Annotated in this window: 20 protein-coding genes and 1 tRNA gene; 15 read left to right on the top strand and 6 right to left on the bottom strand. The window is 42.5% G+C overall.

Annotation, left to right across the window (positions count from 1 at the left end):
* The first annotated feature begins 119 nt into the window (after positions 1–119).
* The 14 genes from EP57_RS09300 (at position 120) to EP57_RS09235 (ending at position 19,287) form a co-directional block, all read left to right on the top strand.
* On the top strand, positions 120–782 hold the full coding sequence (locus tag EP57_RS09300) for a class A sortase (RefSeq protein ID WP_036086217.1): 663 nt from the start codon (positions 120–122) through the stop codon (positions 780–782).
* Positions 783–1,117: 335 nt separating this feature from the next.
* Positions 1,118–1,300: a hypothetical protein gene (locus EP57_RS09295; protein ID WP_036086027.1), complete on the top strand. Its 183-nt coding sequence runs from the start codon at positions 1,118–1,120 to the stop codon at positions 1,298–1,300.
* Between the two features lie 158 nt (positions 1,301–1,458).
* Complete coding sequence (locus EP57_RS16515; protein ID WP_052167622.1) at positions 1,459–5,076, top strand: SdrD B-like domain-containing protein; 3,618 nt, start codon at positions 1,459–1,461, stop codon at positions 5,074–5,076.
* 517 nt (positions 5,077–5,593) lie between these two features.
* Positions 5,594–6,040: a hypothetical protein gene (locus tag EP57_RS09285; protein WP_036086026.1), complete on the top strand. Its 447-nt coding sequence runs from the start codon at positions 5,594–5,596 to the stop codon at positions 6,038–6,040.
* 158 nt (positions 6,041–6,198) lie between these two features.
* Positions 6,199–6,636 (top strand): hypothetical protein, encoded by a 438-nt coding sequence (locus tag EP57_RS09280; RefSeq protein ID WP_143812835.1) that lies wholly within the window; start codon positions 6,199–6,201, stop codon positions 6,634–6,636.
* A gap of 30 nt (positions 6,637–6,666) precedes the next feature.
* Positions 6,667–7,116: a hypothetical protein gene (locus EP57_RS09275; RefSeq protein WP_036086019.1), complete on the top strand. Its 450-nt coding sequence runs from the start codon at positions 6,667–6,669 to the stop codon at positions 7,114–7,116.
* 214 nt (positions 7,117–7,330) lie between these two features.
* Positions 7,331–8,062 carry an MBL fold metallo-hydrolase gene (locus tag EP57_RS09270; RefSeq protein WP_036086016.1) on the top strand — a complete coding sequence of 244 codons (732 nt, stop codon included), beginning with the start codon at positions 7,331–7,333 and terminating at the stop codon, positions 8,060–8,062.
* Positions 8,063–8,076: 14 nt separating this feature from the next.
* Positions 8,077–9,072 carry a lipoate--protein ligase gene (locus EP57_RS09265; protein ID WP_036086014.1) on the top strand — a complete coding sequence of 332 codons (996 nt, stop codon included), beginning with the start codon at positions 8,077–8,079 and terminating at the stop codon, positions 9,070–9,072.
* 250 nt (positions 9,073–9,322) lie between these two features.
* Positions 9,323–11,254, top strand: a complete 1,932-nt coding sequence (glgB, locus tag EP57_RS09260) for a 1,4-alpha-glucan branching protein GlgB (protein WP_241480719.1) — start codon at positions 9,323–9,325, stop codon at positions 11,252–11,254.
* Between the two features lie 34 nt (positions 11,255–11,288).
* Positions 11,289–12,431, top strand: a complete 1,143-nt coding sequence (locus EP57_RS09255; protein WP_036086012.1) for a glucose-1-phosphate adenylyltransferase — start codon at positions 11,289–11,291, stop codon at positions 12,429–12,431.
* Positions 12,421–13,569, top strand: a complete 1,149-nt coding sequence (gene glgD / locus EP57_RS09250; protein ID WP_036086011.1) for a glucose-1-phosphate adenylyltransferase subunit GlgD — start codon at positions 12,421–12,423, stop codon at positions 13,567–13,569. The genes EP57_RS09255 and glgD overlap by 11 nt, the downstream gene beginning before the upstream one ends.
* A complete protein-coding gene (gene glgA / locus EP57_RS09245) occupies positions 13,569–14,996 on the top strand; it encodes a glycogen synthase GlgA (protein WP_036086005.1) in 1,428 nt (475 codons plus the stop codon). Before glgD ends, glgA begins: the two co-directional genes overlap by 1 nt.
* Positions 14,997–15,051: 55 nt before the next feature.
* Complete coding sequence (locus EP57_RS09240) at positions 15,052–17,460, top strand: glycogen/starch/alpha-glucan phosphorylase (RefSeq protein ID WP_036086002.1); 2,409 nt, start codon at positions 15,052–15,054, stop codon at positions 17,458–17,460.
* Between the two features lie 18 nt (positions 17,461–17,478).
* Positions 17,479–19,287 (top strand): glycoside hydrolase family 13 protein, encoded by a 1,809-nt coding sequence (locus EP57_RS09235; RefSeq protein ID WP_036085997.1) that lies wholly within the window; start codon positions 17,479–17,481, stop codon positions 19,285–19,287.
* A gap of 46 nt (positions 19,288–19,333) precedes the next feature.
* Here EP57_RS09235 and EP57_RS09230 read toward each other — a convergent pair whose 3' ends face one another.
* The 6 genes from EP57_RS09230 to EP57_RS09205 form a co-directional block, all read right to left on the bottom strand.
* A complete protein-coding gene (locus EP57_RS09230) occupies positions 19,334–19,897 on the bottom strand; it encodes a hydrolase (protein WP_036085994.1) in 564 nt (187 codons plus the stop codon).
* On the bottom strand, positions 19,897–21,123 hold the full coding sequence (locus EP57_RS09225; protein ID WP_036085990.1) for a multidrug efflux MFS transporter: 1,227 nt from the start codon (positions 21,121–21,123) through the stop codon (positions 19,897–19,899). Before EP57_RS09225 ends, EP57_RS09230 begins: the two co-directional genes overlap by 1 nt.
* Before the next feature lie 79 nt (positions 21,124–21,202).
* A complete protein-coding gene (locus tag EP57_RS09220; RefSeq protein ID WP_036085987.1) occupies positions 21,203–22,033 on the bottom strand; it encodes a helix-turn-helix domain-containing protein in 831 nt (276 codons plus the stop codon).
* Positions 22,020–22,643, bottom strand: coding sequence for a TVP38/TMEM64 family protein (locus EP57_RS09215; protein WP_036086210.1), 624 nt, complete (start codon positions 22,641–22,643; stop codon positions 22,020–22,022). The genes EP57_RS09220 and EP57_RS09215 overlap by 14 nt, the downstream gene beginning before the upstream one ends.
* Positions 22,644–22,777: 134 nt before the next feature.
* Positions 22,778–23,755, bottom strand: coding sequence for a glycosyltransferase family 2 protein (locus EP57_RS09210; RefSeq protein ID WP_036085986.1), 978 nt, complete (start codon positions 23,753–23,755; stop codon positions 22,778–22,780).
* A 15-nt stretch (positions 23,756–23,770) separates the two neighbouring features.
* On the bottom strand, positions 23,771–25,876 hold the full coding sequence (locus EP57_RS09205) for an ArnT family glycosyltransferase (protein ID WP_462937946.1): 2,106 nt from the start codon (positions 25,874–25,876) through the stop codon (positions 23,771–23,773).
* Between the two features lie 246 nt (positions 25,877–26,122).
* Here EP57_RS09205 and EP57_RS09200 point away from each other — a divergent pair.
* Positions 26,123–26,193: transfer RNA gene (locus tag EP57_RS09200), tRNA-Gly, on the top strand.
* Positions 26,194–26,337: the final 144 nt, after the last annotated feature.

Here is a 26,337-nt window from a genome sequence, read left to right as displayed (position 1 = left end):
GGCTGAAACGGATATAGAGTGCCGCGAAGGAGCCGTCCATTTTTGCTATCGTAGTTTTATCGTTGCTTTTGGAAAGGTTCCTACTATATAATCGAGAGAGAACTGCAAGGGGGCTTAGTATATTGAAGAAAACAATAGCAATTATCATTTTAATTATCGGGCTACTGCTCGTACTTTCACCATTCATTAAGAGCGGCATTGTAAAATATTTAAGCGGACGGGATTCCGTAACGAATTACAGCGCGGAAACGATTAATAAAAACAATAGTAGAGATGCCACATTCGACTTCGCAAGCGTAGAACTCCCATCGATGACCTCTGTTGTGAAAGGCGCAGCGAATTACGACAAAGACGCAGTCGTTGGCTCCATTGCGATTCCGAGCGTAGACCTTAATTTAATGGTCTTAAAAGGAACGAACACGGCGAACTTACTGGCAGGTGCGACAACTATGCGGGAAGATCAAGTCATGGGCAAAGGAAATTACCCACTCGCAGGTCACCATATGAGAAATGAGTCGATGCTATTTGGCCCGGTCATGGATGTGAAAGAAGGCGCCAAAGTGTACCTAACGGATTTAACGAATCTGTACACCTATGAAGTAACAAGTACAAAAATCGTGAAAGATACCGAAGTGGGCATTATCGACAACACCACCGAGCCACAAATCACGCTGATTACGTGTGACGTAGCGACAGAGACAAATAAACGATTCGTAGCCATTGGCAAGCTAGTCTCAACGGAGAAACTAACCAAAGAAAAAGAAGACAAGTATTTCAAATAATAATACGAAGAAACGCCTTGCATGGATAAAAATTCTGTGCAAGGCGTTTTTTGCGCATAGATTAGAAAAACGTTCACAAATTCTCTGAAAAAAACAGAGCTTTATGACGCATAGTTTCCATCTACGTAAAAAACTACATGCTAAGATAAAAAATAGGAAAGGCCAAAAAAGAACGGCTTCTAATCTACCATACATATCTTTATCAATAGTTTAAAAAATCAGATTATAATCCGATTTGCTAAGGGGGAAAACACATGGCAAACGCATACCGACCTGATACCAGTTGATTCTGGAAATATCAGGGTACAAAATCAACGTAAAGAGGAGGCAAAATATTGAGTCAAGGCGGAAATCTAAATCCATTAGTCCCGATGACTGGTGGCGGTCCGATTATCGGTGCAGCAATGCTTCAAGGCTACCCACTTATGGCAGCAACGATAGGCATAGGAATTGCAGCAGTCACAGCTGTTCTTTTATTTGCAAATAATAAAAAGAAGCAGCATCAACACATATCATAACGCCAAAAAAGCAATTGTGACGAAAAGTACAAAAAAAAGTTTTGAAAAGTGTCAAGTTACTGTTTTTATTTTGAACACAATTCAATAAAGTAGACAATGAAATAGTTAAAGTGATGTATACTATTTCGATTCTAAATGATGAGGGGATGAATTTATTTATGAGCAAGAAAATCATGAAGAAGTGGGGTATAGGAGCTGTCACAGGTGTGTTAGTCCTTGGAAGCTTAACACCAATTATCCAACCCTACACGACAGTATCCGCAGCAGAAAATACAATCAAACAATTAAAAGCATCTGGCGAAGGTAGTGTTAGTGATGTGATGTTTGAGGACTTAAACGGAAATGCTGTGCAAGACAGTAATGAAACAACAGGTATAGCAGGCATCAAAGTCGAGTTATACAACGACCAAGGAACACTGATAGGAACAGCAACAACAGGAACGGACGGTAGATATACATTCTCAAACGTTCCAGACGGGACTTACTATTTGCACGTAGACATGTCGACCTTACCAACTGATGAAAAACTTTACACAACACAAGGCATCAACGGTTCAGATGGTAACTCAAGCTATTTCACCATTTCTGGTGGCAATGCCGTTACAGGTTATCATTTTGGCTTCTATCCAGAACAAGGTGCTATTCAAAGCTTTGTGTATAATGACGCCAATGGAAACGGCCTAAAAGATAGCGGAGAAGCAGGCATAAACGGAGTGCATGTGGCATTATACAATGAAACAGGAACAAAAGTAGCCGATGCAACAACGGACAGCTCAGGCGCATACAGTTTTAACGCCATAAAACCAGGCAAATACTACGCAAAAGCAGATATTCCAGCTAACTACAAATATCAGTCAGGCACATATTTTGGAAGTGACGGCGCTACAAATTACTTCACAGTTGCAAGCGAACAAACACTTCGCAACGAGCTGAATTTAGGTTTAGCGGCATTGAACAATTCTGCGATTAGTGGTGTAGTAACAGATGCATCAACGAGTACTGGACTTGCGAACATTCGCGTAGAATTACACGACGTACAAGGGAATCTAGTGACTTCTGTCCAAACAGATTCTAGCGGTCATTACGGCTTCACAGGCTTAGAAGCAGGCAATTACTATACAAAAGTAGTCATTCCAAGCAACTACGATTTCGTGAGCAGTAACGGCTACGGTAGTGACGGCAACAGTAATTACATCAGCCTAAATGGTAGCAACACAGCATCTAGCTACTCTATCTCACTAAGAAAACAAGCGAACACAACGATCTCTGGCGTAATCAATACACCAAGCGGTCAAGGCGTGAGCGAAAACGTATCCCTTTATAGTGTAGATGGAACGCTTGTGAAAACAGTGGCAACAAGCACGCAAGGAAACTTCAGCTTCACTGGCATTGCAGCAGGAAACTACTATGTAAAAGCAACGATACCAGAAGGCTACACATTTGATTCTTCTCAAGGGTTCGGTAGCGACGGAAATAGTTACTACTTACAAGCTGATGGTACAACGAACATCTCTAACCTACGCTTGACACTAGCACAAAAAACAGGCCAAATTCGTTCTACAGTATTCAACGACTTGAACAAAAATGGAACACAAGAAGTTGGCGAATCCGGTGTCGCTGGAGCATCCGTAACACTTTACAGCAATACAGGTGCCGCGGTAGAAACAACAACGACAGATGCCAATGGTTTGTACAAATTCGAAACGATTACACCAGGAACTTACTATGTCAGAGTCACACCACCAACAGGTTATAATAACTTAGCGAACACAGCATTTGGTAGCGACGGTGTTTCTGGCTACATCAGCATAGCAGCACAACAAACACGCACAGATATGAACGCTGCACTCGTTTCAACAACAGTTGTAGCAACAGACCTAACACTTAATACAACAAATATCAACACAACAGTAAATGCAACTGGTAAAGTTGATGCAACGGTACAGCCTGCAAACACAACGAATAAAACATTGTCTTACACACCAGCAGACGCAAGTATCATCACTGTAGATGCAAACGGAAACTGGACAGCACATAAAGCAGGAACAACAACGATTGCAGTGAAAACAACAGACGGCTCCAACATCACAAAAACAGTCAATGTAACCGTTACGGATCCAAATGAAGTAGCAAATGCAAAATGGATTTATCAAACAGACTTTACACCAGACACAAACATTGCAGAAGGCGGATCAATCACAGTACCAAACACATATAAAGATGGATACGGCAACAGCAATATCGATGTGGCTCTTTATAACAGCGCAGATACACGTATAGACCCTAGCATCTATACATTGACACTTTCTAACCCTGATTTATTCTCAAATGTGCAAACAAACAACGTCAAATTTGCGTTCACACATACGGATAAAACAGGTAGCTCACTCGTAACAGTGAAAGACGCATCAGGCAAAACAGTCCGGACTTTCACAATCAACATCACAGGACCAGCTAATGTTCCAGCAACTGGCATTGATCTAGTAACTACAAATATCAATACAACAGTCGGCGAAACAGGAACCATTGGTGCAACAGTCGAGCCAACAGACGCTAGCAACAAAAAACTAAGCTATACACCAGCCGATTCCAGCATCATCTCCGTTGATGAAAATGGAAACTGGACAGCGAAAAAAGCAGGAACAACAACTATTCAAGTGAAAACAACAGACGGCACTAACATCACGAAAACAGTCAACGTAACTGTAGCTGCTCCAACCGTGTTAGCAACAGACATTGACCTAGCAACAACGAACATTAACACAACGGTCGGCACAACAGGCGCGATTGGCGCAACAGTTCAACCAAGTAATACAACAAACAAAACATTGACTTACACACCAGCCGATTCTAGCATCATCACTGTAGATGCAAACGGAAACTGGACAGCGAAAAAAGCAGGAACAACAACCGTTCAAGTAAAAACAACAGACGGCTCCAACATCACGAAAACAGTCAATGTAACAGTAACAGATCCAACCGTGTTAGCAACAGACATCACATTAGCAGCAACCAACATCACAGCAGACGTTAATGACACAGGCAAAGTTGATGCAACAGTACTACCAACAAACACAACGAACAAAACACTAACTTACACATCAAACGACACAAGTATCATTACAGTAGATGCAAATGGAAACTGGGTAGCTAAAAAAGGTGGCGCAACAACTATCACGGTTACTACAACAGATGGTAGTAACATTAGCAAAACGATTACGGTGAGAGTAAATGGCGAGAACATGATTATCAACCCAGAGTTTAACGGATTAGGCCAATGGGGCGAAACCGCATATACAGGAGCAATAGGCACACAAGCAGATAACTTGTATAACTATAGCGGCGCAGTCGGTACTTGGACAACTGTAAGCAAAGGCATATTAGGTCCACAAATGGATATTAAACCAAATGGTAACGGCTCTGTTGACATGAAATCGGGCGCAAACCATGCAGGTTTACTTGCACAAACTGTGGCAACAATCCCAGGACATCAGTATAGTTTTAAATATGTAGCGACAGACGGTGGACATGGCTATTACAACGCCACTGTCATATCCGGTTCGCAAATATCCACAGGACAAACATTGGCAGCCGATAGAGGAACATTAACTGGTGGTTGGAAACAACCTACAGGAACAATGACCACACTAACTTTCACGGCTACCACAACAAGTACTACGGTATACTTTGTAGAGCTAGGCGGTTATGGAGTGCTAACTTCAGGTACTGTTAATTTCTCTAACATATCTTTAGTAGATGTTACAGGACTTAACTAGAAATTAGATTCATGGTGTGCAAAGAAGCGCAAGGACGAGATAATTGTTCTTGCGCTTTTTTTGCGTTAGTCCATATAACTATTATTTTAGTCAATTTATGAAACGGAATCTTAAAATGTTAAAAATTTTATAAAGAATCTTAAAATGTAATTGCTTACTTGAAAGTTGTGTGATATTTTTAGGTTGCATGTTGGAAAATAGATGTAGAGAAGTGAGTTGGAAAAGTTAATAGGCAAAAGAGACTGTGAAATGTCTATCTGTTACAAGAATATGTTAAAAGCACGGATTTTCCGAATCTAACGTATAATACTTCCGTCAAAGAAAATAGTTTTTTGATAATATGAAATCCAGCACAACACTTTTTGAGTAAACAATATCATAGCCAACATGTATAAAAATATGCTCATAGGTGAGCAGGAGTGATTGCAAGAATGTTCTGGTATCTAACTTGTATACATTGAAAAATGGTGTAAAACTTATTATAGTGATTTGATATTAAGTGTGGAAGGATAGAGAAATGAAAAAGAAATACTACATATTTATTTTTTGTACGATACTAATAATTGGTTGGGTAATTTTTTCACTAAACCAGCCAGCGATTATTGTTGGAAAGTCGAGGGATTGGAAGGTTGTGTATGAGCCAAGAAAAGGTGATGTAGCTGATTCAGAGGAGTATCCTTGGTCGGGAAAGGTAATTTGGCGTCATCTTATAGGAGAGCCAGAAATAGTATCTGTAGATTTGCTGATTGAAGGTAAATATATAAATGATTTAGATGCAGATGCTACAAAAAAAGGAAATGGGAACTTTGACGGTAAGGTATTGGATGATCCTGAAACTTTTTACAATGGGCCAGATAAAACAATACAAGGTATGCGGATTATTTGGAAGAAAGATGGTACAAAGCATACGGATGAGATTATATTTGAACGCAAAAAAAGACTTTTTGTTAAGCCCTTATTTTAATTTAAGATAGCACTATTGTTGAACTAGTGAAGACCTGACTTTATGGATGTTAATGATATCAAATAGCTGTCAATTTATTTTAGGAGAGTATATGAAAAAGAAAATATGTATTGGTATATTGTTAGGCGGGACTTTAATTGATAATGATGGGAAGTTGTATGATGCGTAAGTATATTTTGTTAATTGGGGTGCTTTTATTAGGTAGTTGGATAACATATTCCTTATTGCAACCAGCTATAGTATATTCCAAAGGCGAGCGTTGGAAAGTAGTCTATAAACCAAGGGGTGGTGGAGTAACGGATTCAGTAGGACATCCTTGGAGTGGTTATATAAAATGGCGAGGACTTATGGAACCGAAAGTTTTACAAGTAGACTTGGTGATGGACGGGGAGTTAGTTAATTTATTCGAGGAGCGTGATTTAAAAAAAGATGCTAACTTTGATGGGCGAACTATATCTGATTCTATGACATTCTATGATGGTCCAGATCTTGGTAGTGTTCAAGCAATAAAAATAGCTTGGGAGAAAGATGGTAAAAAACATGAAGAAGTCGTGAAATTGAAAATGTATAAGCGTATATTAATACCGTTTTTCTAAGAAGAATCAGATTCATTTTTAGGAGGGTATATGAAAAAAATATGTATCGGCATAGTGCTAAGCCTAATTTTAGTTTATGCAGGAATTTCTTTCAGTCAACCACCAATTCTTAAAGGTAGTAGTGAAAATTGGAGCGCGGTTTATAAACCGAGAAAAGGTGATGAGGCAGATACTGAGAAATATCCATGGATGGGCACAATAAAATGGAAAAAATCAGGAAAAGTTAAATTATTGAAAATGGAACAAATAGAAGGTGAGAAAACATATCCATTATTCGATAGAGAAATATTAGCTGTAGAGGCCGGTAATTTTAATGGGAAAAAATTGGTGGATAATGAAACGTATTATAATCCGCCTAGAAAAAAAGATTTAGAGGGTGGTACAACATTTAAAATCACGTGGGAGAAAGATGGAGAAGTGGCGTCTGAACTGCTTGACTTAAAATGGAAACGAAGAATGTTTGTGAAACCATTGATTTAACAAAGTATAATAGCTTAAAATGATGGAACGTTTTATGCACACGCAAGTTTCTTATATTAGGTTTTGGTCAGTGAGAGTATTCATGTAAAGCGTCTACAAAATAAAGCGTATCTCCAGAAATGGTGTGCGCTTTTTTTAGTCGCAAAATCTGTTATCTGTGCTGATTTTAGTGTATGATAAACTAGTAAACCAATTCGAGAGAGGACGTGGGGTCATGAAGTTGACTGTGTTTGGTCATTGGGGCGGTTATCCGAAAGTGGATGAAGGGACGTCTAGTTACTTATTAGAAGAGGACGGATTTAAGTTATTGATTGATATTGGTGCTAGCGCCGTTTCTATTATGCAAAATTATGTGGACCCAAATACGATTGATGCGGCGATTATTTCGCATTATCATCCGGATCATGTGGCGGATGTCGGGATTTTGCAGCATTATCGGTTGATTGGCGGGATGAATGAAGATGTGCCTGTGTTGCCAATCTATGGGCATGATGAGGATGCGCGTGGTTTTTCTTATTTATCCATGCCGAACGTGTCGGAAGGCATTGCGTATGATCCGAGCAAGGAGCTTAAGGTTGGGCCTTTTACGATTACGTTCCTAAAAACGGTGCATCCGGTTGTTTGTTATGCGATGCGGATTGAGGCCAACGGGAAGACGTTTGTATTTACGGCGGATTCGGCGTACCAGGAGGTGTTTACGGCTTTTGCGAAGGATGCGGATTTGTTGATGACGGATACGAATTTCTATCAGGATTTGGCTGGGAAAAGCCAGATTCATATGGCGAGTACGGAAGTTGGCAAGCTTGCGCATGACGCAGGCGTGAAGACATTGTTGTTAACGCATTTACCGCAGTTTGGCGAGCTGGCGACATTGAAAGCCGAGGCTGCATCGGAATATAAAGGACAGATTGTGTTGGCTGAAAAAGGCCTGATTATCGAGTTTTAAGGAGGAAGTAAGGCGTGTATTTTATAGATAATAAGAATGTGAAAGATCCGACGATTAATTTGGCGGTGGAAGAATTTATTTTGACGGAGCTTGATTTGGACGAGCCGGTGTTGCTTTTTTATATTAACCAGCCGTCGATTATTATTGGGCGCAATCAGAACACGATTGAAGAAATTAACACAGAATATGTGGCTAAAAATAATATTAAAGTCGTGCGACGTTTATCTGGTGGTGGTGCGGTGTACCATGACGAAGGGAACTTGAATTTTAGCTTTATTACGAAAGATGACGGTGATTCGTTCCATAACTTTGCCAAATTTACACAGCCGATTGTGGAAGCGTTGAAAAAACAAGGCGTGAATGCAGAGTTAAAAGGTCGAAATGATCTTTTGATTGATGGGTTTAAAGTGTCTGGGAACGCTCAGTTTGCAACGAAAGGCAAGATGTTCTCGCATGGAACGTTGATGCTTGATTTGAACTTGGATAATGTCGTGGCATCCCTCAAAGTACGCAAGGATAAGATTGAGTCGAAAGGCATTAAATCGGTGCGTAGCCGTGTCGCTAACATTTCGGAATTTATGGAGCAAAAAATGACGACGGAAGCATTTCGTGATTTATTGTTGCTTGATTTGTTTGATGTGGAGAATGTGAAAGATGTGAAAGAATATGTGCTAACAGAGGCGGATTGGGAGAAGATTCACGCCATTTCTGAGAAGCGTTACAACAATTGGGACTGGAATTATGGGAAGTCTCCGAAGTTTAATTTGGAACGGACAAAACGTTTCCCAGTCGGTGGTATTGATGTGCGCCTTGACGTTGTTAAAAGCGTGATTGCGGACGTGAAGATTTTTGGTGATTTCTTCGGTGTTGGCGATGTGACGGAGATTGAGGACAAGTTGCGCGGTGTGAATTATGACCGAAAAGCCATCGAAGCGGCGTTGCAAGGTGTAGATATTAAGCACTATTTTGGAAATATTACGTTGGAAGATTTCCTAGATTTAATTTATTAAATAAGACGAAATGAGCGCGGCCAATCGGTTTGCGTTCTTTCTTTTTGGCGTGGAATTGGGAGCGTGATTATAAAAGGGCAAATGTTAACTTTATTACTAGAGGTATTATTTTCAAATGACGTGAAAATCTGGTATATTAGATGTATGGAAACGAATGCTTTGTTTCTTGAAAACTTCTTCGGAATGCGGCAGAGGCGTTATTAACTTCGGTAGACAGAATAGACAGACTATTCAAAAAGGATGTGATGAAGTGAGCAACAAATTGCTGATTGGAAACATGTCAGAGGCGGATACATATTTGTTTAATAATGGGAGTCACTTCCAAAGTTATCAGCTGATGGGATGTCAGTTTGCAACGGATAGGGATGGCAATGAGGGATTTTCGTTTCGTGTTTGGGCGCCGAATGCCAAGGGAATTGCGATTGTTGGCGATTTTTGTAATTGGGATACGGGTTTTTCATTGACATTGCTTGGGGAGACAGGAATTTGGGAAGGGTTTTCGACGGACGCGAAGCCGGGGCAGCATTATAAGATTCTGGTGGAGGATGCGAAAGGGAACAGGAAATTGAAGATGGACCCTTATGCTTTTGCGTTTGAGTTGCGGCCGAAAGATGCGGCTGTGGTCACGAAGTTGCCTGATTTTAAGTGGACGGATGGGCGCTGGATGGCGAAACGGAAGCGAAGAAGTGTTTACGAGGCGCCGCTGAATATTTATGAGGTGCACGCGGGTTCGTGGCGGAAGCCAAAAGGTGGCGGGGAACAGGAGTTTTATAATTTTGCGGAATTGGCGGAGTTGTTGATTCCTTATGTTGCGGAGATGGGATACACACATATTGAGTTTATGCCGCTTATGGAACACCCGTTGGACGCGTCTTGGGGATATCAGATTACGGGCTATTATGCGCTTAGTGCGAGATACGGGACGCTTGAGGAGTTCATGGGATTTGTGGATGCGTGTCATGCGGCTAATATTGGCGTAATTATGGACTGGGTACCGGGACATTTTTGTCGGAATGATAATGCGCTTGCTTATTTTGATGGTACGCCTCAATTTGAGTATTGGAAGTCGTTTCAGGCGGACAATGTTCGTTGGGGGACGCTGAATTTTGATTTATCGAAGGGTGAAGTGCATAGCTTTTTGATTTCGAATGCGCTGTTTTGGATTGAGATGTGTCACTTGGACGGTTTGCGTGTGGATGCGGTTTCGAACATGATTTATTTGGATTATGACGACGGGTATTGGGAAGCGAATGAGGACGGAAACAACTTGAACAAGGCGGGTATCGATTTTGTGCAAAAGTTGAACACGGAAGTTTTTAGACGGTATCCGGATATGTTGATGGTTGCAGAAGAAAGTACGGCGTATCCGAATGTGACGAAGCCGGTGGACACGAATGGCCTTGGTTTTAATTACAAGTGGAACATGGGGTGGATGAACGATATTTTGAAGTTTTTCGAGATGGACCCGCTGTTTCGAAAAGATCATTTTAATCTCGTGACGTTTTCGTTTATGTATATGTTTAAGGAAAATTATATTTTGGCGCTGTCACATGATGAAGTGGTGCACGGCAAGAAGTCGATGATGCACAAAATGCCGGGGGATCGCTATAACCAGTTTGCGGGATTGCGGACGCTTGAGGCGTTCTTGATGACGCATCCGGGGAAAAAGTTGAACTTTATGGGCAATGAAACGGGACAATTTTTGGAATGGAAGTTCGCCGAGGAGTTGGAATGGACGGATTTGAATCAAGATTTAAATCACCAGTATCAGTTTTTTGTGCGGACGTTAAATGAGTTGTATGTGAGTCACAAGGCGCTTTTTGAACAGGATCATCAGCCAGAAGGAATGGATATTTTAGATGCGGATAATCGGGATGAGTCGATTTTGACATTTATTCGTCAAGGCGTGAAACCGCGGGATTTCTTAGTGGTGGCTTGTAATTTTGTGCCAGTGGAGCGGCAACGTGTGCGCATTGGTGTGCCTTATGAGGGGATTTATGAGGAGTTACTGAATACGGAGGCGCGGGAGTTTGGGGGAACTTGGGATTTTGCGCAGCCGGAAATGAAGACGAGCACGGAAGGTCATAATGGTTTACCTTACAGTATTGAAGTTATTTTGCCAGCAATGAGTGTACTTATAATTAAGCCGAAGAGAATAAAAGGATATCATAAAGGGCGGTGAGAGGGTTTCGTTGTAATGGCGAACCCAATGGATTATGAAAAATGACATGATTGCAATGATTTTAGCAGGTGGACAAGGTTCAAGGCTTGGAGATTTAACAAAAGCAATGGCTAAACCGGCCGTTTCATTTGGCGGGAAATATCGGATTATCGATTTCTCGTTAAGTAATTGCTCGAATTCGGGTATTGATACAGTTGGCGTTGTGACGCAGTATCAGCCGCTTGAATTAAACGACCATATCGGGGATGGCTCGTATTTTGATTTAGATTATAAAAGTGGTGGTGTGACGATTTTGCAACCGCATCTTAGTTTGGAAGGTGAGAAGTGGTTTAAAGGAACAGCGCACGCGATTCACCAAAATGTGAGCTTTATTGATAGCCATAATCCAGAGTATGTCTTGATTTTGTCGGGCGATCATATTTACAAAATGGATTATGAAAAAATGTTGGATTACCATAAGGAAAAAAATGCGGCGCTGACGGTTGCTGTTATTGAGGTGCCAATCGAGGAAGCTTCACGGTTTGGCATCATGAATGTGGACAGCACGGATCGCATTATTGAATTTGAAGAGAAGCCTGCTGCGCCGAAGAGTAATTTGGCGTCGATGGGAATTTATATTTTTAAATGGAGTTTGTTGAAGCAATATTTGAAAGAGGCGCAGACGAAAGACATTGATATGAGCGACTTTGGTAAAAATATTGTGCCGGCGTATTTGAACAATGGTGAGAATTTGTTTGCGTATCGTTTTTCGGGTTATTGGAAAGATGTTGGAACGATTTCGAGCCTTTGGGAAGCCAATATGGAGTTTATTAATCCGTGTCATGAGTTGAATATTCGTGATCGCGAATGGCGTATTTATTCGAAAAATCCGATTGCGCCGCCGCAACATATTACGAAACAGGCAGATGTGAAAAATGCGCTGATTGTCGATGGTTGCTATATTAACGGGCGTGTGAAACATTCGATTTTATCGCAAAATGTCAATGTTGGGGAGAATAGCGTGATTGAAGATAGCGTCATCATGCCAAATGCGGTCATTGGGAAGAATGTGGTGCTAAAACGCGTTATTGTTGGCGAAAACGCACAGATTGCGGATAATGTCGAAATTATTGGTGAGGATGACATTGAAGTTGTTGGTCACTATGCGATGATTGGGGTGTCTGAAGATGAAGACTAATAAAATATGTGGAATCTTAAATCTATCGGAAAACAAAACGGGCTTGCAACCTTTGACGAAAAATCGGCCTCTTGCGGCAATGCCGTTTGCGTGTCGGTATCGGTTGGTTGATTTTCCGCTTTCTAATATGACGAATGCTGGTATTAATACGATTGCGATGTTTTTGAATGAGAATAATCGGTCGTTGTTTGACCATATTCGGAGTGGGAAAGAATGGGATTTGAATACGATGTATGGTGGTTTATTCGTGTTTGATGAGCGGAATTCGGATGATTTTTCGCAGGAGAATTATGATAATAGTTTGAACTTCTTGACGAAATCGGCGACGGAGTATGTGGTGATTATGGGAAGCAAAATGGTTTGCAATATTGATGTGAAGGCGATTTTGCAGCACCATAAACAGCAGGACGCGGATGTGACGGTGGTTTATAAACGACTGGCGAGTGCGATTGGTGCGGAAGATCATGAGCAGCTGGACGTTTTGACATTGGATGCGACGGGTCATATTACGGAAAGCACGGCTGTGCCAAAAGGGGAAGTCGTTGCGGAAGATAGTGCGCTTAGTTTGGAAATATACTTATTGAAGCAGGAGTTATTATTGAAACTGATTGCGAATTATCGGGAAACGGGACGCGATTTTTCATTGGATGCCGTGATGGAGCAGGCTGTTGCGCATACGAATGCGAGCGGTTTTGAGTACACCGGTTATATGCGTCAAATTTATTCGACGAAATCGTATTTTGATGGCAATTTTGATATGTTGCACGATCGTAATTTGGCGGCGCTTTTCCAAGAGAATCAGAAGATCCATACGAAGGCCAAAAATGAAGTGCCGACGTTTTATGCGGAGGAATCGGATATTGTCGATTGCCTTGTGGCGAATGGTTGCTTATTGCGCGGTTCGGCGGAGCATTCGTTGATTTTCCGGAATGTGCTGTTGGAAGAAGGCGCGATGGTGCGTCATTCGATGATTATGCAAGGTGCTAAAGTCGGGGCTGGGGCGCATTTGGAATATGTGATTGCGGATAAGAAGAGTGTGATTGATCCTGGGGTGACATTGATTGGTACGAAGGATGCGCCAATTGTGGTGAAGAAAGATGAGCATATCGATTGCAACAGAGGGGCGGAGGTACAATAATGAAGGTTTTATTTGCAGCAGCGGAAGTTTTTCCTTTTGTGAAGGTCGGTGGTTTGGCGGATGTGGCGTACGCGTTGCCAAAAGAATTGGTGAAGCAAGGCGTGGATATTCGCGTAGTGTTGCCGTTTCATACGAAGATGGCGGAGGAATTTAAGGATGAGATGGAGGATGTGACGCAGTTTACGGTGGACGTTGGATGGCGCAAGCAGTTTTGTGGTGTGAAGACGTTGGTGCGTGACGGTGTGACGTTTTATTTCATCGATAACTTGTATTATTTTGACCGGCCGAATGTGTACGGGGATTATGATGATGCGGAGCGTTATGCGTTTTTCTCGATGGCGGTTTGTGAAATGATGGAGAAAATTGATTTTATTCCGGACTGGTTGCATGTGAATGACTGGCATACGGGGATTATTCCGCTACTTCTGGCGGATAAGTATCACTGGATTGAGGCGTATCGTGGGATTAAGACGGTGCTTACGATTCATAATTTGCAGTTCCAAGGGATTTATTCGCCGCGCGTGTTGGAGGAATTGCTTGGAATTGGGATGCAGACGTGGCATGAGGACGGGATTAAGTACTATGATGATGTGAACTTTATGAAGGGCGCGATTCAGTATGCGGACCGGATTACGACGGTGAGTCCGAGTTATGCGGAGGAGATTCAGACGCCGATGTATGGGGAACGGCTTGACGGCTTGCTTCGTGCGAATGCTTGGAAATTGACGGGGATTTTGAATGGGATTGATCAGGATTTGAATGATCCTGAGAGTGACCCGCTGATTCCGAATCATTTTAGTGCGACGGATTTGGCTGGGAAAGCGGCGAACAAGGCGGCGATGCAGGAAAAACTAGGCTTGCCGGTTCGCCCGGATGTTCCGCTCATTATTATGGTTTCTCGCCTGACGCATCAGAAGGGCTGCCATTTGCTTGTCGATAATTTGGACGCTTTACTGCAAAAGGATGTGCAAATTGCGATTCTTGGTTTGGGTGAGCGCGAATTTGAAGAGGCGTTTCCATTTTTCGAATACGTCTATCCGGAGAAAATGTCGGCGAATATGACGTTTGATATCGGTTTTGCGCAGCAGTTGTATGCGGCGGCGGACATGTTGTTAATGCCTTCTTGGTTTGAGCCATGCGGGATTTCGCAGTTGATTGCGATGCGTTACGGGACGCTTCCTGTCGTGCATGAGACGGGCGGTTTGAAAGATACTGTGACGCCGTACAATCAATATACGGGTGAGGGAACTGGTTTTAGTTTTAACCAGTATGATGCCGCTGTTTTTGGAAAAGTACTAGAGATGGCTATCACTGTTTATTCGGAAAATCCGGATGCGTGGGAGCAATTAGTGACGCAAGCCATGGCCAAAGATTTCAGCTGGAAAGTTTCGGCGGAAAAATACAAGGGTATTTACGAGGAATACTAGTTTTTAAAAATAGCAGACAAAAATTTTGCCAACCTTAGTTCGAGGAGGAATCAGATTGGAAATTAGTAAGGAGCAGTTTAAAAAAGAGTACAATCGCGCACTGACGAGCCTTTATGCTACCGAAGTGCACGATTTAACGCCACTGGAGCAATACATCACGTTGGGTAGTGTGGTGAAAGAATACACCGCTCAGAACTGGATGCAGACAAAGAAAGAATACCAGCAAGATCAAGCGAAGCAAGTTTACTATTTTTCCATCGAGTTTCTTCCAGGAAAATTATTAAAAAGTAATTTGTTGAATCTAGGAATTTTGGATACGGTGCGTGAAGGCTTGGCCGATTTAGGTGTGGATTTCACGCATTTAGAAGAAGTGGAAGCCGATCAAGGGCTTGGAAATGGCGGACTTGGACGTCTGGCGGCTTGTTTTATGGATTCAATGGCAACATGTGATGTGCCAGGAAACGGAAACGGGATTCGCTATCGCCACGGTTTGTTTAAGCAAAAGTTTGTCAATGGGTATCAAGTTGAGTTGCCGGATAACTGGTTGCGCCATGAAAATGTTTGGGAAACAAGACGTGAAAATAAGGCAGAAACAGTTCGTTTTTATGGGCAAGTGCACTTAGAAGAAAATGAGGAGGGTCGCATTGTTCCTACGTATACGCATACACAAGATGTTTTGGCAGTGCCTTATGATACTGCGATGACGGGGTATGCGAATGATACGGTGAATAATTTACGACTTTGGTCAGCGGAAATTCCAGCGAGTGCGGAGATGGATTACTCTTCGGAAGGAATGCGGAAATCGATTCATAGCATTTCTGATACGCTTTATCCAGATGATTCGAGTTATGATGGTCGGATGTTGCGTTTGAAGCAGGAGTACTTTTTCGTGTCGGCGGGTGTGCAGAGTATTTTGCGTTATTACCGGAAGCTCGGTGTGCCGATGGAGCATTTGGCGGAGAAGATTTCGATTCATATTAATGATACGCACCCAACGATGTGTATTCCTGAATTGATGCGACTTTTGCTAGATGAAGAAGGTTTGACGTGGGATGCAGCTTGGGCGATTACGATGAAGACGTGTTCTTATACGAACCATACGATTATGGCAGAAGCTTTGGAAAAATGGCCAGAACACATGGTTTCGGAGCTAGTTCCACGGATTTACCAAATTATTTGCGAAATCAATCGTCGGCATATTGAAAGCATGACCCCACTTTATGGCGAGCAATTTACTTGGCGTACATCGATTATTCAAGATGGCGTCATTCACATGGCGCATTTGGCGATTATCGGCAGCCATAGCATTAACGGTGTTGCCAAATTGCATACAGAAATTTTGAAGGAAAAAGCGTTGCATGATTTTTATTTGGCATTTCCAGCGCGATTTAATAATAAAACAAACGGAATTACGCACCGTCGTTGGTTGTTGCTAAGCAATGAGGGTTTGAGTGATTTAATTAGTGATTATATTGGTACGGAATGGAAGAAGAAGCCGAATGAGCTTTACTTATTGAAGGCTTTTAAAGAGGATACGGTTTTGCTGGACAAGTTGGAGCAGGTGAAGCTGGATAATAAGGCGCGTCTAGCGGAGTATGTGAAGGAAACGATGGGGATTGAGATTGATCCGCATGCTGTGTTTGACGTTCAAATTAAACGACTTCACGCGTATAAACGGCAATTATTAAATGTCCTGCATATTTTATCGCTATATTTGAAACTAAAAGAAGGCCAAACGCCAGAGCAAGAAATGGTACCGCGCGTGTTCATTTTTGGAGCAAAAGCAGCGCCTAGTTATTCGTACGCCAAAGAAATTATCAAGCTTATCAATGCAGTGGCAGACTTAATTAATAATGATACGTCGATTGATAATAAAATCAAAGTAGTCTTCGTCGAAAATTACGGCGTGACACTAGCTGAAAAAATAATTCCAGCCGCAGATATTAGTGAGCAGATTTCGCTCGTAACGAAGGAAGCGTCAGGAACGAGTAATATGAAGTTAATGTTAAACGGCGCGATTACGCTTGCGACACTCGACGGGGCTAATGTTGAAATTCGCGATAAAGTCGGCGATGAGAACATGTTATTATTCGGTATGCAAGAAGCGGAATTGTATCATTTTTATGATTCGCATTCGTATCATTCGCATGAGATTTATGATCATAACCCACGTTTGAAACGTTGTCTTGATGCATTAGTAGATGGTACGATACCAAATATTGAGGCGGAAGGACAGGAAATTTTTGATTCGTTGTTGAAGTATAACGATGAATATTTCGTGTTGAAAGATTATGACGCATACGTTGCGGCACAGTCCCGAATCGATAGTTTATACACGGATCGTAAGAAATGGAACCAGATGTCGCTACTAAACATTGCGCACGCTGGGGAATTCTCATCGGATTATACGATTATGCATTATGCGGATGAAATTTGGAACGTCCATCATAATAAAAACCTGTAACGAGAGGAAGTTTGGAAAATGGCGAAGGTAGTTGTATTTGATTCATGGAATGAGCGATATAAACGACCTTTCGGTGCAGTGAAGCAAGGCGCGACGGTAGATTTTAGAATCGATGTCGCGCTTCCTTACGTTTCAAAAGTAGAGCTGAAAATCCATAAAGACGGGATGGATGAGCAAAGTTTTGAAATGAAGCACACGGAAAATGGTGTTTATGAAGTGGGATTCCAACCGTACGCAGAGACGGGCTTGTATTTTTATTATTTTAAGATTCAGCAAAATTTTGATACGCAAACGAGAACGACGTATTATTTTAATAATCGGGATTTGCATGGTGGGGAAGGGTTTTTCACGGAGAACTATCATGATATTTGTACGTATCAGTTGACGTGTTTTGAGTATGCGGATCAGGCGCCAGAATGGTATCGGGACGCGGTTTTTTATCATATTTTTGTGGACCGGTTTTATAATGCGGATGATGTGGTGCGAGAGCCGAAGCCGGATTCGTTTATTTATGCGCGGAAGGAAGATACGCCTTATTATATTAAGAACGACAAGGGCGAGATTGTGCGCTGGGAGTTCTACGGTGGCAATTTGGACGGCATAACGCAGAAATTGACGTATTTACAAGAACTCGGAATTTCTGGTCTTTATTTAAGTCCCATTTTCGAAGCGAAGAGCAATCATAAATACGATACATCTGATTACAAAAAAATTGACCCGATGTTTGGCGATGAGTCGATTTTGACGGAACTGATTCAAAAAGCTGGAGAATTAGGCATGCGTGTTATTTTGGACGGCGTATTTAATCATGTTGGTGAGGACAGTTTGTACTTTAATCGGTACGGTCATTTTGATTCTTTAGGTGCGTATCAAAGTATCGACTCGCCGTATCATCACTGGTTTACATTTCAACATTTTCCGGATAAATATGATGCGTGGTGGGGCGTGAGCAATTTGCCGGTGGTGAATAAAGACAGCAAATCGTTTCAGGAGATGATTTACGCAGGACAGGATAGCGTGATTGATTATTGGACCGAGCGAGGTGTTGCTGGCTGGCGTTTAGACGTTGCTGATGAGCTGCCGGATGCTTTTATTGCGGGTATTCGCCAGACGTTGATGAAATATCCAGACCGTGTGTTGATTGGAGAAGTTTGGGAAGATGCGACGAACAAAATTGCCTATGATCAGCGGCGCCATTATTTAGAGGGCGGCATGCTGCAAGGTGTGATGAACTACCCGTTCCGCCAAGTTATTATTGACTTGCTTAACGGGCAAATAACGACCAAACAGGCGACGCTAAAAACGATGGGGATTAAAGAAAACTACCCAGCAGAAGCGTTGGCGGCGAATTTAAATAATATCGGAACGCATGATACGGCGCGCATTTTGACCATGTTGCATGAAGATAAGGCGAAATTGCGATTGGCGATTTATATGTTGATGGTTTTGCCGGGTGTGCCGTGTATTTATTATGGTGACGAGGCAGGACTTACAGGTGGGGCTGATCCGGACAACCGGAAGTTCTATCCGTGGGGACGCGAAGATGAGGAAATCAGTGGCTTTTTCCGTGAAGCGATTCAGTTGCGAAATACGACAGAAGCTTTGCGAAAAGGGGATTACTATCCGTTCTCATTAAATAATTTGTTCGGCGTGATTCGGTATGTGGCGGGTGATAGCTGGCATGTGTTTATCGTAAACCCAACGGACGAAGCGCAAAAAGTAGACTTGGCAACTTGCTATCCAGAAAGTGGCAGGTGGCAGGACATTTTGAAAGCCTTGAATATTCAAGGGAACACAATCGCACCACACGACTTTTTCTACGTATAAAATAAGGCTACCAACTCCTCATTTTTTGGAATTGGTAGCCTTATTTTTATAAGTAAGAAATAATGTCGGCGCTAGAACGAACACGACCGATGCGTGGGAAAATATTCGCGCGAACGTAATCGTGCATCTCTTTATCAGCCGCACCCATTACATCTTCTGCGAAAAATTGATTGTACCCTAATTGGAAAGCCTCACGTGCTGTCATGTCAACACCGATGCCAGTGGACACGCCACCAAGGACAATCGTATCTATACCGCGGCGACGCAATTGCACATCTAAATCTGTCCCATGAAACGCACCCCATTGGCGTTTTGTGAGCGTATACGTTCCTGGTAATTCTGCTAACTCAGGTACGATTTGGTCCCAGCCTTCTGGGTATCCTGTCGCTTGTACAGCAGGTGCATCTGTAATTGGCTGTAACATATCTTTACCATCGAGTGATGAAACACGAACAAGTACCACAAAGCCGCCTTTTGCAGTGAATGCTTCGATTAATGTTTTTGCTCGTTCGACAATTTCTTTCGCTGTATACGGGGCGCAGTGATGGCCTAGAATCCCATTTTGTAAATCAATTAAGACTAATGCTGTTTTTTCCACTTGTATATTCATTATTTTTGCTCCTTTAATGTCTGGTTTATGCGAACTTCTCGCGCATTTAATTTTTTGTATACTTTAAAATAAACCCATATTGCGTTTGCTAAAAGCAGGGCACTCGTGATGAAGAAAACATAGGAGATACCTAGAGACGACGCGATTTGTCCGCCTAAAATAGAACCTGTAAACACGCCTAAATAACTTGCCGAGTTGGTAATTCCGAAAACACGACCGGTATATTCAGATGGCGTTAGTTTTTTGATGAGGATGTTGACGGAAGGATTGAGTCCAGCGACGGCGAGTCCAAGTACGAAGCGCAAGGCGATAAGTTCCCACGGGCTCTTGACGAAAGCTTGCGGAATAAAGACGATCCCTGCGACGATGAGGGCGACAAAGATAACGCGCTGTGCCCCGATTTTGTCGGAAAGTTTGCCAAGACGCGGTGCTGCAATGATACTGGCAAGTCCTGATGCGGAAAACGCCAACCCTGAAAGCAAGGCGATGTGCGACGTTCCCGATGAAAGTTGTTGAATATAGACGGTAATAATCGGTTCCACAGAATAAAGCGCCAACGTAATCATGAAGAATGTGATAAACATCGTGATGATAAAACTTTTATTCGGCAGCGCTTGCCAAACTTCTTTTGTTTTCATCACTTTTGTATCTGCGCGTTTGAAGTCCTCTTTTACAAACAAAGCTGTCAAAATAAAAGCCACGAACAACAATCCACCGGTAATGAAAAAGATATTTTGCAAACCAAAATGTTCGGCAATAAAACCGCCAACCAATGGTCCGAGTAGCGAACCTGTAATCCCACCAGTAGATAGCGTTCCAAGCGCCCAACCTGCGTGAGATTTATCTGCTTGTGTGGCAATAAGCGCCGTACAAGCGGTCGCAAACCCCGTCACAACGCCTTGCAAAGTACGCAATGCAATCAATTCATACACATTGTGCGTAAACCCCATACAACCAATAATAATCGCCATACCAAAACTAGCGCGGAGCAACATCGGCTTTCTACCAAAACGATCGGCTGCCTGCCCCCAAATCGGTGAGAAAATCGCGGACATAATAAACGTAATTCCAAATGTTAATCCAGAAAGTTGCGCAATCTGTCCCGCGTTCTCAATTCCTAAATGCTTTATGTAAAGCGGTAAAACCGGAGCAATCTGACTCATCCCGATGCTGGTCACAAATGTTCCAAACCAACAAACAATTAAATTTCGTTTCCAAATCGGCATGCGTTCCATCTCCTTTTGTTATCTTAGACAATAACAACTTCATTATAAAAGAGTAGTTGGCTATAATCCATGCACAATATTAAAAACCATGGATATTTTTATGATAATATTCGGTAGGACTAACGCCTTCTTGTTGTTTAAAAAGCCTGCTAAAATAAAATTCATCATGAAATCCGAGCTGATTCGCAAGGTCCTTCACTTTTTTCGTGCCGTCCATCATGAGTTCTTTTGCGCGATCCATCTTGATTTTATTGAAGAAAGCGATGACTGGATAGCCTGTCGTTTCTTTAAAGAGCCGCGATAAATATGTCGGTGATAGTTGAACCAAAGCCGCTAATTCCTCCAATGTGACGCTTGTATGTAGATGTTGTCGCATATAATCAATGACTTTTTCGATTTTTAGGCTTGTTGCGTAATTTTTATGCTGTTTTCGTAAATTTTCTTCGATCGCGATGAGTAACTGTTGCAGCAATGTTTTACTCGTGAATTCGTAACCAGGTAGCTTCGCGTGCCAATTGGCTACTAATTTTTCGAAAGTATCGCTGACTGGATAATAATCGTGCAATGTCGAAACAGGAGGGAAGCTAAGCAAAGTCGGTTCGGGTTGAATCGTCCAATTTGCGTCTGTAAAACCGACCCGCGCATAACTGAAATGTACCGTTAAAAAAGAAGCCGGAGAGGCCTCGCTTGTTTCTAAAGAATGTCGCACATTCGGCGCAATATAAAAAAGCATTCCTTCATGAAAATGCAACACTTTGCCCTCTGTCTCATATTTCCCAGCGCCACCAGTCACCAAAACCAACTCATGATGTTGCAGCGTCCGTGTCATTTTTCGCGTCAATGTCCTAAATTGTCGATATTTCCCGCCATTACAATAATGAATATGAAAAAATAGCTCATGAATGCTCATTATGTCCTCCTGTCTTTTTCGAACTCATCCAACGCTCCAACCGCTTGCCGACAAACCATAAAATCACCACAATAATAACTAAAACAAGCAATTTCACCGGATGCTCAATCATATCCCGCAAATCATAACCGATATAACTAATCGCGAAAACCTTAATCACTTTCCCACCAATCAACGCCATCAAAAACTGGAAAAATCGAATTTCCGAAAGCCCAGCGACAACATTCACCGCAGAAGAAGGCGTAAACGGCATAACAAGCAAAATGAAAATCGGGCCAAAACCATGCTCATCAATCCAATCCATCACTTTGCGAACATGTTTATGGTTCGTCAAAAAATGCAAAAACCGCGTTTGTCCAAACTTCCGAACAATCCAAAATACGCATAAACTTCCTAATATCGCGGCAGAACACGAAATCGTGAACCCCCAAAACAAACCATACGCGCTAACATTCACGATAACGAATAAAGAAAATGGCAGAAACGGCAGAAAAGCTTCAATAAAGGGGAGGAAAAACGCTAATAAAGGACCAAATGCCCGATATGACTGCATCCACTGCATTATATTTTCATAAGAAAAAAACTCTTTCACCGAGTTATACATATCCATCATACGCGCTCCACCTGACTTCCATTACTTTTTTATTATTTTCTCACAATACCCGTAAAAATGCAGTTCTAAGCTATTAGGCAACATAAAAAGCAGTTTCCCGCCAATAAAAACTGATGAAAAACTGCTCTTTTTTAGCCTTGATTCTGTTGTTGATTCATCCATCGCACGGTTTCTCGTTGCTCAAAACCATAACTTGCTTCAACGATATACAAAGGTCGATCCTTCACTTCATCGTAAATTCTGCCAATATATTCGCCAATCATGCCTAAAATAATAAGAACAAAGCCGCTAAACAGAAGTTGAATAATAATAATCGAAGACCAGCCGTTGACGGTTGTCGCTGTGAAGAGGGTTTGGAAAAGCACGACTAGCATGTAGATAAAGCCAGCGATAGATAACACGACTCCCGCATAACTCGCTATTTTTAATGGTTGATGCGAAAAAGAGGTGAGGCCATCGAGTGAGAGTTTGATCATCTTTTTCAGCGGATATTTTGTTTCGCCAGCCGCGCGTTCCTCTCGCTCATACTCTAAAGCTACTTGCTGGAAACCAAGCCAGCTTACTAAACCGCGAACGAATGGATTTTTCTCATTGATTTTTTTAAGCTCGGTATACACTTTCTTATCCATGAGGCGGAAATCCCCGGTATCAACGGGAATCTCCACATCTGTTAGTCGATGCAATGTTCGGTAAAACATTTTGGCGCTCCATTTCTTGAAAAACGATTCGCCGTTTCGCTTGATTCGTTTCGCGTAAACAACATCGAAACCGTCTTGCCATTTTTGAATCATCTCGGGTATGAGTTCGGGAGGGTCTTGCAAGTCCGCGTCAATGACCACAACAGCATCGCCGCTTGCATAATCCGTTCCTGCGGTAATCGCGATTTGATGTCCGAAATTTCGTGAAAAAGCGAGACATTTCACGTGTTTATCTGCGAAACTAAGCGCTTGAACAAGTTGCAATGTTTTATCTTTACTACCATCGTTCACAAAAAGGAGTTCGTAATCCATGGCTAGCGTCTCCATCACATCTTTTAGCCGCGTGTAAGTTTGCTCGATAACGGCTTCTTCATTATAAAGTGGGATGACCACAGAGATTTTCTTTGTCATTTAGATCACTCCTTTTTAGTTAAGTTTGTAAAGTGTACCGCCCGATTGTCCGTCAGGTCCACCTTGCATACCACCACCGCCAAAACCGTCTTGAGTCGTTGATGCGCTTGTTGTTGCGTCTGTGGATGTTGTTTCGCCGCCCCATTCTGAGCTATCCACTTTTGTCCCGTTTTCTTCAATCCAAGTCACGACATCAGAACTGCTACCTTTATTGTTGGATGGAAGATAGAAATATTTAATTTTGCCATCTTTAATCATTTGTTTCAATTCTTTTACTGTCAAAATTGGGTCTGTCCCGTTGAAGCCGCCGAGTGCCATGACCGATTTGCCGGTTTTAATAATGTATGGCGCTGCTGTGGAGGCATTGGTAGTACCAAATAAGAATTCGGTATCCGCGCTGTTTTCTTCCAAGTAGGAAATCAGCGTTTCGTTGACAGATGCATCCGCGAATGCGCCACCACCACTTGTTTTTAATTGAGGTCCAGCCTCAGGAAGCGAGCTGTTACCACCGTACATCATTGGCGTCAGTGCCCAATACATCGGTGCGAGTAGCATGGCAATAAGTGAAGCGACTGCAATCCATGACGTCCACGCGGGTTGTTTGGCTTTTATAATAAATAACGTTGTCGCCAAGCCAAGCCCAAGGACACCGATGAAACTCATGCCAAGAATCGAATATTGCGCAATAAAGAACATTTGCAAGCCAGTCGTAATCGCCACTGCACTAGGCAACAGATAACCCGGCACACCTGTGTTTTTACGATACAGATTTAAAAGTGCCATGAATCCTGCGCCCGTCAAAGCTGCAATCGCTGGAGCCAGCATAATTAAATAATAATGATGGAAGAATCCTGCAACACTGAAAAATCCTGCGACAGGAACGAGCCAAGCCGCCCAGAAAATCATTTCTTTTTGTGCTGTGTCCCATTGGAAGAAGCGTCGTGTCCGGCGCCAACTTGCGATAAAGATAGCCGCAATGCCGAAAAGTGCCATCGGAAGGAGCCAACTAATTTGATCCCCAAGAGCTGTTTGGAAAAGTCGCAATGGCCCAGCTTTTCCAGTACCAAACATGCCGGTACTGCCCATCATTTTCGAGCCGTTACCACCGCCTTGACCACCAGGGCCACCGCCAGTTTTGCCATTTGAAGCACCAGGTCCGCCACCGTTCATACCGCCGCTTGGAGGCGTTGGCGGTTGGCCAGACATGTTATTTTGCCCGCCTTGTGTGCTTTCTGTACTTGCATCTGGCGCAATGCTGTACGAACCAGACTGCGAATTAGGAGGCGTCATTTGTGAATTATCACCACCACCGCCATTACTCATGCCCGTTTCTTGACCTAGCAGACGTTCCACGCCATTATAGCCAAATGCGAGCTCCAAGACAGAGTTTGTTTGACTACTGCCGATATAAGGCCGCGCGCTTGCCGATGTGTTGTCGACGATGACAGCCCAAGAAACAGAGACGCCAAGCATCATCACTAAAGCAATCACGAGATGTAACACCTTTTTCTTCCAATTCAATTTTGCGGCGATGAGGTAGAAGAGCAAGAACGCTGGTACGACCATATACGCCTGTAGCATCTTCACATTAAAGCCAACACCAATTAATACAAAAGCTAGTAATAAGAAGCCAATTTTGCCTTTTTTCACGGCTTTGAATAGCGCCCAAGCACCGAGTAATAATGTGAAAACAAGAATGCTATCGACATTGTTTGTCCGACTAACCGCAACTGCAATCGGCGTCGTAGCCATCACAAGCGCAGCAATCCGAGCCGCCCAAGAGCCAAACGTCGGTTTTACTAAAAAATAAAGCAATAAGACCGAGCCAACCCCAGCAAGAGCTTGCGGTAAAATAACGCTCCAACCATGAATACCAAAAATAAGTGCACTAATCGTTTGTAGCCAGAGCGCAACAGGCGGCTTATCCACCGTTACAAACCCCGAAGGATCAAACGCCCCGTAGAAAAAATTCGACCAACTTTCCGTCATACTTGTCACCGCGGCCGTGTAGTAGGGGTTCACCGCATCATCGTTCCAAACACCCCAGAAATTTAAGAAAGCAGCAAGCACTGCAATCCCTATCAAAAACCAATCAATTCGTCGTTTCTTCACCATTTCCATCACTTCCTTCATTTGCTGATAAATCAAGTGTAGCTGGGAAATGTGAAAAAAGGATGAACAGGGTAGGAAATAAGTTTTAAAAATTATCTGCGTTTAAAGTTATGAAATATCAGGCAAATTAGCAATAAAATGATAAAAATCTATCTCAATCGCAAATAACTAAAAAAAATTTCAAAAACCCCTTGCCAAACCTGCGTAGTAGTGATAATATATTAAATGTTGCTAGAACAAGTTGTTCTAAACTATGCGGGTGTAGTTTAGTGGTAAAACTACAGCCTTCCAAGCTGTTGTCGTGAGTTCGATTCTCATCACCCGCTCTTAAATATGTTATCAACGCAGTGTTTCGAACTTTATAAGCGAAGCATTGCGTTTTATTATTTGAAAAGCTGAATCGGCTCGTTTAGCTCCGACAAAAACTGGAGCGGCCGCAGTAAAAATCCTCTCTTGATTTTTAAGGAGGG

This window comes from Listeria booriae (assembly GCF_000766865.1).
Taxonomy (GTDB): Bacteria; Bacillota; Bacilli; order Lactobacillales; family Listeriaceae; genus Listeria_A; species Listeria_A booriae.
Note: the sequence above shows the minus strand (reverse complement) of the source record. Positions and strands in the feature narration are given on the sequence as shown.